At 69.8% G+C, this 12,693-nt stretch carries 10 protein-coding genes; 2 read left to right on the top strand and 8 right to left on the bottom strand.

The window, feature by feature from the left end; genetic code table 11:
* Positions 1-26: 26 nt before the first annotated feature.
* The gene (gene pruA / locus HUT18_RS26325; protein WP_176103019.1) at positions 27-1,658 is read right to left on the bottom strand and encodes an L-glutamate gamma-semialdehyde dehydrogenase; all 1,632 of its coding nucleotides are present in this window, start codon (positions 1,656-1,658) and stop codon (positions 27-29) included.
* Between the two features lie 82 nt (positions 1,659-1,740).
* Complete coding sequence (locus HUT18_RS26320) at positions 1,741-2,667, bottom strand: proline dehydrogenase family protein (protein ID WP_176103018.1); 927 nt, start codon at positions 2,665-2,667, stop codon at positions 1,741-1,743.
* Positions 2,668-2,913: 246 nt separating this feature from the next.
* On the opposite strand from HUT18_RS26320, the gene HUT18_RS26315 reads away from it, so the two are divergent.
* Positions 2,914-4,308, top strand: a complete 1,395-nt coding sequence (locus tag HUT18_RS26315; RefSeq protein WP_176103017.1) for a CdaR family transcriptional regulator — start codon at positions 2,914-2,916, stop codon at positions 4,306-4,308.
* 18 nt (positions 4,309-4,326) lie between these two features.
* Here HUT18_RS26315 and HUT18_RS26310 read toward each other — a convergent pair whose 3' ends face one another.
* On the bottom strand, positions 4,327-4,965 hold the full coding sequence (locus HUT18_RS26310; RefSeq protein ID WP_254878819.1) for a TetR/AcrR family transcriptional regulator: 639 nt from the start codon (positions 4,963-4,965) through the stop codon (positions 4,327-4,329).
* Positions 4,966-5,214: 249 nt separating this feature from the next.
* Between HUT18_RS26310 and HUT18_RS26305 the strand changes: the two genes are divergently transcribed.
* Positions 5,215-5,622, top strand: coding sequence for a Dabb family protein (locus HUT18_RS26305; protein WP_176103015.1), 408 nt, complete (start codon positions 5,215-5,217; stop codon positions 5,620-5,622).
* Between the two features lie 246 nt (positions 5,623-5,868).
* On the opposite strand, the gene HUT18_RS26300 is transcribed toward HUT18_RS26305, so the two are convergent.
* From HUT18_RS26300 to ilvC, 5 genes are all read right to left on the bottom strand, one after another.
* Complete coding sequence (locus tag HUT18_RS26300; protein ID WP_176103014.1) at positions 5,869-7,722, bottom strand: substrate-binding domain-containing protein; 1,854 nt, start codon at positions 7,720-7,722, stop codon at positions 5,869-5,871.
* A 5-nt stretch (positions 7,723-7,727) separates the two neighbouring features.
* Complete coding sequence (locus HUT18_RS26295) at positions 7,728-8,213, bottom strand: hypothetical protein (RefSeq protein ID WP_254879096.1); 486 nt, start codon at positions 8,211-8,213, stop codon at positions 7,728-7,730.
* 295 nt (positions 8,214-8,508) lie between these two features.
* Positions 8,509-9,567, bottom strand: coding sequence for a vWA domain-containing protein (locus HUT18_RS26290; RefSeq protein WP_176103013.1), 1,059 nt, complete (start codon positions 9,565-9,567; stop codon positions 8,509-8,511).
* 223 nt (positions 9,568-9,790) lie between these two features.
* Positions 9,791-11,395 (bottom strand): phosphoglycerate dehydrogenase, encoded by a 1,605-nt coding sequence (gene serA, locus HUT18_RS26285; RefSeq protein ID WP_176103012.1) that lies wholly within the window; start codon positions 11,393-11,395, stop codon positions 9,791-9,793.
* A gap of 252 nt (positions 11,396-11,647) precedes the next feature.
* Positions 11,648-12,643, bottom strand: a complete 996-nt coding sequence (gene ilvC / locus HUT18_RS26280) for a ketol-acid reductoisomerase (RefSeq protein WP_176103011.1) — start codon at positions 12,641-12,643, stop codon at positions 11,648-11,650.
* Positions 12,644-12,693 lie beyond the last annotated feature (50 nt).

Raw genomic sequence — 12,693 nt, 5'->3', positions numbered from 1 at the left:
GGGGCGGCCGGACCGTATCGGAGAGGTCAGCCCATGTGCGGGTAGGGGTACTCCGTCGGCGGGACCAGGGCCTCCTTGATGGACCGGGTCAGCGTCCAGCGCATCAGGTTCTGCGGGGCGCCCGCCTTGTCGTTGGTGCCGGAGGCACGGCCGCCGCCGAAGGGCTGCTGGCCGACGACCGCACCGGTCGACTTGTCGTTGATGTAGAAGTTGCCCGCCGCGAAGCGCAGCTTGTGCGCCATGTCCACGGCGGCGGCACGGTCACCGGCGACGACAGCACCGGTCAGCGCGTAGGCCGAGACCGACTCCATCTGCTCCAGCATCTCCTCGAACTTCTCGTCCTCGTAGACGTGGACGGCGAGGAAGGGGCCGAAGTACTCGGTCGTGAAGACCTCGTTGGCCGGGTCGGTGCACTCGACGACGGTCGGGCGGACGAAGTAGCCCACCGAGTCGTCGTAGCTGCCGCCCGCGACGACGGTGCAGGTGTCGTCGGCCTTGGCGCGGTCGATGGCGGCCTTGTTCTTGGCGAAGGCGCGCTCGTCGATGACGGCACCGATGAAGTGCGACAGGTCGGTGACGTCGCCCATCGTGATGCCGTCGACCTCGGCCGCGAACTCCTCCTTGAAGCCGGAGTTCCAGATCGAGGCGGGGATGTAAGCGCGCGAGGTGGCCGAGCACTTCTGGCCCTGGTATTCGAAGGCACCGCGGGTCAGCGCCGTCTTCAGGACCGCGCGGTCGGCGCTCGGGTGCGCGACCACGAAGTCCTTGCCGCCGGTCTCGCCGACGATGCGCGGGTAGGAGCGGTACTTCTCGATGTTGTTGCCGACCGTCTTCCACAGGTACTGGAAGGTCTTGGTCGAGCCGGTGAAGTGGATGCCCGCGAGGTCGCGGTGCTCCAGGGCGACTTCGGAGACCTCGATGCCGTCGCCGGTCACCAGGTTGATGACACCGGCGGGCAGACCGGCCTCCTCCAGGAGCTGCATGAGCAGCACCGCGGCGTGGGTCTGCGTCGGCGACGGCTTCCAGACCACCACGTTGCCCATCAGGGCGGGGGCGGTGGGCAGGTTGCCCGCGATGGCCGTGAAGTTGAACGGCGTGATCGCGTAGACGAAGCCCTCGAGCGGACGGTGGTCGAGCCGGTTCCAGACGCCGGGCGAGTTGGCCACTGGCTGCTCGGCGAGCAGGTCGCGGGCGTAACTCACGTTGAAGCGCCAGAAGTCGATCAGCTCACAGGGGCTGTCGATCTCGGCCTGCTGGGCGGTCTTGGACTGGCCGAGCATGGTGGAGGCCGCGATGGTCTCGCGCCAGGGGCCGGCGAGGAGTTCGGCGGCGCGCAGGAAGATCGCGGCGCGCGCGTCGAAGGGCAGGTCGCGCCAGGCGGGGGCGGCGGCCAGGGCGGCGTCGATGGCGTCCTGGGCGTCGGCCTGGGTGGCGTTGCGGTAGGTGCCGAGGACGGACTTGTGGTTGTGCGGCTGCACGACCTGGAAGGCGCTGCCGCCACCCATCCGCTTCTCGCCACCGATGGTCATCGGGAGGTCGATCGGGTTCTTGGCCAGCTCCTTGAGCTTGGCCTCGAGCCGGGCGCGCTCCGGGGAACCGGGCGCGTAGCCGTGCACCGGCTCATTGACCGGCGCGGGGACCTTGGTCACGGCGTCCATGGTGCCGAATCTCCTTGCTTTGGGGGGCGGTTGGGTGCGGTCGGTTTCGCGTGGATGCGGTCAGTCGGTACGGGGCACTGCCTCACCCCTTGGTGACGAACGAACGCAGGAAGAAGGCGAGGTTGGCCGGGCGCTCGGCGAGACGGCGCATGAAGTAGCCGTACCAGTCGGTGCCGTAGGCCATGTAGACGCGCACCCGGTGGCCCTCGGCCGCCAGCCGGTGCTGCTCCTCGCTGCGGATGCCGTAGAGCATCTGGAACTCGTAGGCGTCGAGGTCGCGGCCCGCGCGCAGGGCGAGGTCCTGGGCGATGGCGATCAGCCGCGGGTCGTGCGAGCCGATCATGGGGTAGCCCTTGCCGGCCATCAGGATCTTCAGGCAGCGCACATACGCGCGGTCGACCTCGTGCTTGTCCTGGTGGGCGACCGAGGCGGGCTCCTTGTAGGCGCCCTTGACCAGGCGCACACGGGAACCGGCGGCGGCCAGGTCGCGGCAGTCGTCCTCGGTACGGAACAGGTACGACTGCACGACGGCGCCGGTCTTCGGGAAGCGGCGGCGCAGCTCGGCGTGGATCGCGAGCGTGGAGTCGGCGGTGGTGTGGTCCTCCATGTCGAGGCTGACCATGGTGCCGATCTCGTCGGCGGCCTCGACGACGGCCGTGATGTTCTTCAGTGCGAGGTCGTGGCCGCCGGGCAGCGCCTGTCCGAAGGAGGACAGCTTGACGGACATCTCGGCCCGCTCCCCCAGGCCCAGCGGACGCAGGCCGTCGATCAGGTGCAGATAGGCGTCCCGGGCCCGGACCGCCTCGGCCGGGTCGGTGACGTCCTCGCCGAGGACGTCGATGGTGACCTCCAGGCGACGGTCGGTGAGGTCCTTGACGACCGGCAGGGTCTCCTCGGTCGTCTCGCCCGCGATGAAGCGGGTGACGACTGGCTTCGTCACCGGCGCGGCGGAGACGAGGCGGCGCATCTGCTCGCTGCGCGACGCGGCGAGGATCACGGGACCCAGCACGGGGAACCTCCACGGTGAGGCCTGACCGACGGTGAACGCCGACTGACACTGAGGGGACTGATGTATGCGGACGGGCTGCAATCAGCCATACCGGAGCACAGCACTGCAATCCGGTAGCGGCTTGGAGAACCACCGTGAAACCTAAGGATCCCTCCGATCCGATGCCATCGACAGGTGTCACGCGTCCGTGGCAGAGATCTCAGACATTTGTCTGAAGTCCTGGCCCGGCTGACGCAGAATGGCGGGGTGAAGGGCGATTACCAGGAACCGGTCGACGAGATCTCCGCGCTGCTCGGCGCCCCCGCCACCTTGGAGGACCGCGATTTCCAGCTGATCGCCTTCGGCGCGCACGACAGCGAGGACGACTCCGCGATGGACCCGGTGCGCACCCGCTCGATCCTGACCCGCCGCTCCACCCAGGCGGTGCGCGAGTGGTTCGAGGGCTTCGGCATCACCCGCGCCACGGGCCCGGTGCACATCCCCGCCAGCCCGTCCGCGGGCGTACAGCGTGGCCGGATCTGTCTGCCCGTACGGCACGGCGGCACCGTCCTCGGCTACGTCTGGCTCATCGACGACGAACCCGGCCCGACCGAGGCCCAGCTCGCCGCCGCCATGGACGTCACCGCCCGGATCGGCGAGCTGCTCGCCGCCGAGGAGCGAGTGGGCGCCGGCGTCACCCGCGAGTTCCGCGCCGCGCTCACCGCGGAGCCCGGCTGGCAGCGCACCATGGCCCTGACCGCCCTGCGCACCGCCCTCGGCAGCCGCGCCGAGGGCCCGTACACCGTGGTCTGCGTCGCACCCTGGCCGTCGGCGGACTTGGAGGGCCCCGGCGCAGTTCCGGTCCTGCCCGGCGTGGAGGCCCGTTGCACGGTGCGCTGGCCCGGCGGCCGCGCGGCGCTGGCCCTCTTGGTACGGCTACGCAGCCGCGAACTGTTGGCTCCGGCGCACGCGGCGGCGGAGCGGTTGACGGGGTCGGCGCGGGGGCGTGGGGGCGCGGGGGGCGATGGCGGTGCGGCCGGGAGCGCGGGGGGACGTGCCGGTGCGGGCGCGAGCGCGGGCGCGGGGGGCGGTGCGGGCTCGGGTGCGCATGCGGGTGCCGGTGCGCACGCGGGTGCCGGTGGGCCCTCCGCGTCCGCGAGTGGGACCGCGGCCTCCGCGAGTGGGACGGCCGCATCCACCGGTGCACCCGCCGTCGCGGCCGGGGTGGCCCCCTCCGGTACGGACCTCGACCAGCTCGCCGACGCCTGGCGCAAGGCCTCGGCGGCGGCCCGTGCCGCGCTCGCCGAACCCCGGTTCGGCCCGGTGGCCGACTGGTCCGACCTCGGCCCCTACCGTCTGCTGTCCGCACTCCCCGACACCGCCGAGGAAGCCGCCGCGGCCCCGCTGCTCACCCCCGCCCATCGCGAACTCGCCCACACCGCCGAGGAGTTCCTCGACCACGCGGGCCAGGCCGGACGCACCGCGGCCGCCCTCGGCATCCACCGCCAGACCCTCTACTACCGCATCTCCCGGGTCGAACAGCTCACCGGCCTCGACCTGGACGACGGGGAGCACCGGCTGTTGCTGCACATGGCGTTGAAGGCGGCGCGGTTGCGGGGCGCGTCACCGGCGCCGCACCCCGGGGGAACGGGCAGCGGCTGAACGGCACGGCGCGCGGCTCTACTCGCGCGGTCCGGATCCGTACGCCCGCAGGAAGGTGTCCGCGGCCGCATCGGCGACGGCGCGGGCCTGGGCGGGCGGGACCTTTCGGGTCCCGAGGCGGGAGCGGGTCTCCATGGGGCCGGTGAGCAGGGCGAGGAACTGCTCGGCGGCGCCGGACGGATCACAGGGCCTCAGCTTCCCGGACAGGGAGAGCCGGGCGAGCCGGTCGGCGAGGGCTTCCTGCAGGCGTACGGAGGTGCGCTCCTGGACGAGTTCGGCCAGTTCGGGGAAGCTCGCGCTCTCCGCGTAGGTCAGGGCTCGCAGGGCGCGCGAGCGGTCCGAGCAGCACACCTTGAGCAGGCGGTGCGCCACGTCGTGCAGGACGGGGCCGAGGTCCCCGGACACCTCCCGCAGCCGGTCGGTCACCGCCACGGTCTCGGCGGAGACCGAGTCCGCGGCGGCGGTCATGGCCTGCCGGAACAGGTTCTCCTTGTCGCCGAGGTGGTTGTACACGGTCGGCTTGGCGACCCGCGCCTCCTCGGCGATCTCCTTGACACCCGCCTGTGCGTAACCGCGGCGCGCGAACACGGTGAAGGCCTCGTCGAGAATCGCCTGCCGCTTGTCGATGCGCCCGCGCGGGGCCGCCACTTCCACCACCCGGGGGACGGTACCGCACCCGGAGCCGAACTGAACCCACGGGTTCATTTTTCCGCACTGCTTGTTTTAACCGCTGAAGCCAGTAGATTGAACCCGCGAGTTCAACACGGACGGTGCCGGGCGACGCTCGGACGACTTCGGCCTGCCTGCGTCCGGGGCCCTCCATGCCCGCTCACTGGGCATGAACGAGCCCGCACAACACGTATACGACGTTCCCTTACATTCCTGTACAGCATGGGGAGTTGCCCGATGATCGTGAATCTGCTGCGCTACCGCTTCAAGGACGAGGTGAGCGAGGAGGAGAAGGCGGAGGCACTCGCCGCGATGCGCCGTACCGCCTCGGTGGAGTCGGTGTCCTACGGGGCCGTGGGCCAGGACATCGGTGACCCGAGCGAAGGCTTCACGCACTCGCTTCTGGTGGGCGTGGAGGATCTGGAAGCCCTGCGCCGGTACATCTACGACCCGGTGCACCTGGCGGGCGACCCGGTGATCCTCCCCCGGCTCCAGCGGATGTGGGCCACCCGGTTCTCCGACGATCCCGACCCCGGGCTCGGCGCGAAGGTGGTGCGGCTGCACGAGGAGAAGCTCAGGCGCTACCCGGAGTGGGAAGCCCTGCTCGACGCGATCCCGGAGACCCGGCTCTCCACTGAGGTCTGACGCCGGTCGCCTGCGCGAACGCCTGTACTCCGCTGGGCACTTGGAATGCCGGGGGCAGGCCCTAGGGCCTTTCGTTTGGATCTGGTCGGCGTGGTCGAGGGTTCCTTGCATTCGACCCGAGCGGGGTCTGGTGCGTGCAGCTGCAAGGCGGAGGATTGAACCATGGCGGAGCCATGGTGATTGACGACAACGCCGCAGATGTGCGTGCCAGACCCCGCGACCCCGACAAGATCCAAACGAGAGGCCCTAGCTGAAGCGGCAGGGCATCGCGCCGTTGTACCTGGCGCAGGAGTTGAAGTCGTAGCGCTCGATCACCTCCGCGCGCTGTCGGCTCATCAGATACTGGAGAAAGCCGTCGGCCGCGGAGCCGGGGCTCGGCCGTCGGTAGGTGTAGGCGTAGGTCGTGGCCCAGAAGTCGTAGCCCCCGTAGTCGCTCGCCTCCCTGGTGGGACGGCGACCGTCGATACTCAGCATCCGCACGCCGGTGCGGCCGGACACCGCCTGCACCGGGCCGTAGCCGAGGGCGCCCTCGGCCTCGGCCACGGTTTCCAGGGCCTCTGCGGTGGTGGCCACCTCGCAGGTCACGGGAGGGGTGCCCTCAGTGCCCGAAAGACCCAGACAGTCCAGGGAGTTGACCGGGTAGGGGTCGGCGCGCAGGAGCTGTCGGCGAAGAATGTCACCGGAGCTGGACGCGGCCGGGCGGTTGACGAGCCGGATCGGGACGTCGGCCCCGCCCAGCTCGTTCCAGTTCTTGATCTCGCCGCGATAGATCCGGTTGATCTGCTCCGTGGAAAGCCCCTGGACCTTCGAGCCGACCGCCTTCTCATGGGCGTAGAAGGTCAGTACCGAGAAGGCGATCGGACTGGGCAACAGTTCCGGGTAGTCCTTTTTGTACCCCTCTGCGAAGGCGATCACCTCGGAGCGGCCGGGCGTCCCGGACGACCGTGCGGCCCCGTCCTTCTGCAATGCCTCCAGTGCCCGCGCGCCGCTGGAGAGATCGACCCGCACCTCGACTTCCTCGCAAACGCTCTCGTACGACGCCGCTGCCTCTCGCAGGACCGGCGCGAAGGCCGAGGAGCCGGTGAGGGTGAGGGGTCCGGAGCCGCAGTCCGAACTCTCCGGCCGCAGCCACCAGTTCACCGCGTAGGCGGTGGTGAGCGCGGTCAGCGGCAGCAGCGCCGCCAGAGCCGTCACCAGGGTCCGGCGATGGGTGCCCACGAGCCGTCGGCGCCACCCGTACGCCGCCGCGTCCACTCCTCCTTCGGGCCCCGCCGTACCCGCCCCCGCCGTACCTGCCCGCTGCGAAGCGGACACCGCCTCGCCGGACATGGCCCCCTCCGGAACCGGCTCAGGCGGACGGAACGCCCGGTTCCGGAACACCGCGATATGGCTGGCCGTATTGCGGTTGCGCTGCTGTGGCACCGGCAGCGACTTCGCGCCGAGCGAGGCGGCGAGGTGGTCGTACAGCCCCGCCATCGTCAGCGTCTCGGACCCGCCCTCGATGCCCCGCTCGACGGTCTCGATCAGCTCCCCGGTGAACGTCGTGTACGTCTCGCCGGGCGGCGCGAGCGCCTGCCGCGTCTCGGCGGTGGCCGTCAGGACGAAGGTGCCCTCGATGTCGGCCCGCGTCCCGATCCCGTCGGCCATCGTGCCGCCCAGGGCGAGCCCGCTCCAGCAGCAGTCCAGTACGACGACCTTGCGCCGGGGCCCGCCCGCGCCCGCCGTGCGGGCAGCGAGCAGCAGCCGCCGTACGTCCTCGTAGCGCAAGGCCTTGTCGAGACGGTCCGGCTCGGAGCCCGGCAGGGCCAGGTACAGCTCGCCGGTGTACGGGTCGGTCAGTCCGTGGCCCGCGAAGTAGAGGACGAGGGTGTCCGAGGCATCGGTGGCCGCCTCGTGCACCGCGTCCAGGACCTTGTCACGGGTGGGCTGGAGCAGGGCCCGGCAGTGGTCCCGTTCCAGTCCCCACAGCGTCGGGTCGCGCAGCAGCTTCGTGAGCCGGGTGACGTTGCGTTTGACCGCGGGGATGTCGTGCAGATGCCCGTAGGTGTGCGTACCGACGAGCACGGCCCGGGAGGCGGCGGGATCGGACAGTCGCCCCACGGCGGCTACTCCGGTGTCGCCCGGGACCCCGGCGTCGTGCCCGCCCCGGGATCGGGCGATCGAGCCGGGTCGGCACCGGGTTCGGGTGCGGGCTCGGCGCTCGCCTCACCGCCCGGGGCTTCCAGTGCGCGCAGCACGCGCTCGACGGCCTCGGTACCCGCACCCTCCACCGTGACCGTCACCCCGTCACGTTCGATGCGCACCTGCGGCGCACGCGGCCGTGACAGCCGCCAGGTGGCCACCGCCAGTGCCAGTTGGGCGAGTTGGACGGCACCGTTGCAGACGGCCTCGACGACCTCCGGTGCCGGGCCCATGAGGTCGAGTCCGGCGCCCTCGCCGCTCGGCACGCGCGGCGCGAGGGACAGCCCGCCGCCCTCGGTCACCTCCGGGTCGGAACCGAGCCATCGATACAGCGACAGCACCTCTTCGGCGCCGTGCTCCGGACCGCCTCCGGCAGTGCCCTCGCCCCCGACCTCGATGCGGACCTGCATCCCCACCCCTTCGCTCCTCGGGCATCCGACCGATGCACGCCTCAACTACCAAGTTTCCAGGGGCACTTACCGTACGCCTTACCCCTCGTCCCCCGCAGTTCGGCGCACCCCGGCACGTGCACCGCGCGGTACAACCGGACCTGCACAACGTCCGTTCCCTGCGGAAAGGTGCGGGCGCGTCGCCCCGTGCTGCCGATGACCGCACGGGGCGACGCCTGTTGCTCATGGCGGTGCCGAGCAATTCGAGCAGGATTCCTTCGCCGCACCACCCCGCTCTTCGCTCAATTCGCTTACGTCAGAGCATGATGAGCAGACGCGTATCCGGCTTGAGTTTCCTGTTCACCGAACGGCTTTGCACGTACACCTCCAACTTGGCATTGCTCCCCGCTTTCACGGACACGGTGCCCTGAACGTCCGTACCGAACAGAAGCCTGCGTGCCGCGTCGCCCGTATAAGCGCGGTCGGTGTCCTTCTCGACCACGATGACTTCCTTGTTCTGCTGAACCTGAGCCCGGGCGCCCAACTGGTAGTAACACGCTCCGCGTTCGTACGTCACGCCCGGATACGAATTGACGAAGGGGCGGATCTCGATCTCCTGGTCGACTTTGAGGAGCCGGTATTTGTCGGCCGGAATCGGTTCGAGATTCGCCCGTACCTCGTCCACCGATATGTCCTGGCCGACGGCGAACAGGTTCTTCGTGCCGCGCACCCCCTGCTCCCGCCCGCGCAGGAAGCTGGTGGCGGCGGCACGCACGGTGCCGATCGCCTCCTCGACGCCCTTCTGGGAATCCGCGTCCCAGATGGCGATGTTCCCCGCCGGGAAGCCGTAGTTCTGGGCGGTGCGCTTGGCCAGGGAGTTCGGGACGAGGATCGCGGAGGTCCAGTGGCCCGGAAGCCCGCTCATCTTCGCCGCGATCTTGTCGAGCCAGGGACCGAGGATGGTCATGTCGCCGTCGTGCCGCCGGTCGCCGCCGGAGGCGTTCTCCTCACCGTCCGTCACCACGATCTGGAGGAAGCTGTGCTCGCCGTATTCCTCCCAGATATGACCCAGGTCGTCCAGGGACTTCACGGAAGCCTCGATGAGGGCCGTGGCGCCATTGTTGACCCGGTACAACCCCCGCATGGACGGAAGATGTTTCACGTCCATGTCCCAGACCAGGTTCTCCACTTTGTGATCGAAGGAGTAAAGACTGATTCGCGTTTCGTGGCCGAGGCTGTCCGACTCGGCCTTCAACCCCGCCACGAACTCGTCCACCACGCGTATGAGTTGGCTCTGGTGCGGACCCATCGAACCGGAACAGTCCACCACCAGCGCGACGTGATTCACCTTGTGCTGGATCTTGTTTGCGGACACGTTTGTCCTCCCCCTCCGAGGCTCCCCGAGTGATGTCCTCACTTTATGGGGAGGCACTGACAACGGCCCTGACGCTCCCTCACCCCGCGGGCATCATGGGCCACGTCCGGCACGCGTGAACCAGTGCGGGGCCGCCCTTCACGTCTCGCCCTCAAACGAAAACGTCGGCTCCCCCGACCCGCGATGAGGTCTGGAGAGCCGACGTTCAGGCGTGAGCGGGAACTCAGTCCGTGAGGTTCACCGGGCGCACCGAGGTGGCGCCGATCTCCTCGGCCAGTTCGCCGAGCACCGGCACCGGCACCGTGTCGTCCACGGTGAGCACCGCGAGGGCCTCGCCGCCCGCCTTGGCGCGGGACACCTGCATACCGGCGATGTTGATACCGGCCTCGCCCAGGATGCGGCCGACCGTGCCGACGACGCCGGGGCGGTCCGCGTAGCGCAGCACGACCATGTGGTCGGCGAGCGCCAGGTCGATGTCGTGCTCGCCGACGGCGACGATCTTCTGGAGGTGCTTGGGACCGGCCAGGGTGCCGGAGACCGCGATCTCCTCGCCGCCCGAGAGCGTGCCGCGCACGGTGACCAGGTTGCGGTGGTCGGGCGACTCGCTGCTGGTGGTCAGGCGCACCTCGACGCCGCGCTCCTGCGCGAACAGCGGGGCGTTGACGTAGGAGACCGTCTCGTCGACGACGTCCTCGAACACGCCCTTGAGCGCGGAGAGTTCGAGCACCTTCACGTCGTGCTGGGTGATCTCGCCGTAGACCTCGACGTCGAGCCGGGCCGCGACCTCGCCCGCGAGCGCGGTGAAGATCCGGCCGAGCTTCTCGGCCAGCGGCAGACCGGGGCGTACGTCCTCGGCGATGACGCCGCCCTGGACGTTCACCGCATCGGGGACCAGCTCACCGGCGAGCGCGAGGCGCACCGAGCGGGCGACCGCGATACCGGCCTTCTCCTGGGCCTCGTCGGTGGAGGCACCGAGGTGCGGGGTGGCGACGACCTGGTCGAACTCGAAGAGCGGGGAGTCCGTGCAGGGCTCCTTCGCGTAGACGTCGAGTCCGGCGCCCGCGACGCGGCCCTCCTTGAGCGCCGAGTACAGCGCCTCCTCGTCGACGATGCCGCCGCGCGCGGCGTTGACGATGCGCACGCTGGGCTTGACCTTGCGCAGCGCCTCGTCGCCGATGAGACCGAGGGTCTCGGGCGTCTTGGGCAGGTGCACGGTGATGAAGTCCGCGCTCTCCAGGAGCTCGTCGAGCGAGACGACCTTGACACCCATCTGGGCGGCGCGCGCGGGCTGTACGTAGGGGTCGTACGCGACGACCTTCATGCCGAAGACCGACATGCGCTGCGCGACCAGGGCGCCGATGCGGCCGAGGCCGACGACACCGAGGGTCTTCTCCGACAGCTCGACACCGGTGTACTTGGACCGCTTCCACTCGCCGTTCTTCAGTGCGGCGTTGGCCTGCGGGATGTTGCGCGCGGTGGCGAGCAGCAGTCCGCAGGCGAGTTCGGCGGCGGTGACGATGTTGGACGTCGGGGCGTTGACGACCATGACGCCCGCCTTGGTGGCGGCGGAGACGTCGACGTTGTCCAGGCCCACCCCGGCGCGGGCGACGACCTTGAGGCGCTTCGCGGCGGCGATGGCCTCGGCGTCCACCTTCGTCGCGGAGCGGATCAGGATGGCGTCGACCTCCGCGATGGCGGGGAGGAGCTCCGCGCGGTCGGCGCCGTTGCAGTGCCGGATGTCGAAGTCCGGCCCGAGGGCGTCGACGGTGGCGGGCGACAGTTCTTCAGCGATGAGTACCACGGGTTTGGCGGTGGTGTTCGTGCTCACGTGAGTCCTCACAAGTCCGTTGCGTGGCGACCGTCCCGAGGGCCGCCGGCGTGGGGAGGGATGCCGCGTGGAAGACGCACGACGCTGTGGGCCTGACGCGTTGATGCGGATCAGTGTAGTGGCGGTTTCGGCTCTGTTTCCCGGCTGTGGCGCAAGGATCACTCGTCCGTGGCTCACACCGGGAGGAGCGGGCCGATCCGGCCGTGATACGCCGCGGGGCCGCCTTGTGCCGGGCGGCCCCACGGTCGTCGGTCAGTCCTCGTCGACCCAGCTCATCAGCTTGCGCAGCTTCTTGCCGGTGGTCTCCAGGAGGTGGTCCTCGTCGGCCTTCTTGTACTCGTTGTACTTCGGCAGTCCGGCTTCGTACTCCTTCATCCAGTTGTTGGCGAAGGTGCCGTCCTGGATCTCGCCGAGGACCTTCTTCATCTCGGCCTTGGTGGCGTCGGTGATGATCCGCGGGCCGGTGACGTAGTCGCCCCACTCGGCGGTCTCCGAGACCGACCAGCGCATCTTCTCCAGGCCGCCCTCGTACATGAGGTCCACGATGAGCTTCAGCTCGTGCAGGCACTCGAAGTACGCGATCTCCGGCTGGTAGCCCGCCTCGACCAGGGTCTCGAAGCCCGCCTTCACCAGGGCGCTGGCGCCGCCGCAGAGCACCGCCTGCTCACCGAACAGGTCGGTCTCGGTCTCCTCGGTGAAGGTGGTCTTGATGACACCGGCGCGGGTGCCGCCGATGCCCTTGGCGTACGAGAGGGCGAGCGCGAAGGCGTTGCCGGTGGCGTCCTGCTCGACGGCCGCGATGCAGGGCACGCCGCGGCCCTCTTCGTACTGGCGGCGGACCAGGTGGCCCGGGCCCTTGGGGGCGACCATGCAGACGTCGACGCCGGCCGGGGGCTTGATGAAGCCGAAGCGGATGTTGAGGCCGTGGCCGAAGAAGAGGGCGTCGCCGTCCTTGAGGTGCTCGGCGATGGACTCCTGGTAGACCTTGGCCTGGATCGGGTCCGGGACCAGGATCATGATCACGTCGGCCTCGGCGGCGGCCTCCGCCGGGGTCACCACGCGCAGGCCCTGCTCCTCGGCCTTCGCCTTGGACTTGGAGCCCTCGTGCAGACCGACACGCACGTCGACGCCCGAGTCGCGCAGGGACAGCGCGTGGGCGTGGCCCTGGCTTCCGTAGCCGATGACCGCGACCTTGCGGCCCTGGATGATGGACAGGTCGGCGTCGGCTTCGTAGAACAGCTCGGCCACTGGGTCTCTCCTTAGTTCTGCTTCTCGCAGTCCTGCTGCGGTGGTTCCCA

Source organism: Streptomyces sp. NA04227 (genome assembly GCF_013364195.1).
Taxonomy (GTDB): Bacteria; Actinomycetota; Actinomycetes; order Streptomycetales; family Streptomycetaceae; genus Streptomyces.
The sequence above is the reverse complement of the archived record's forward strand: the minus strand, read 5'-3'. Positions and strand labels throughout refer to the sequence as shown.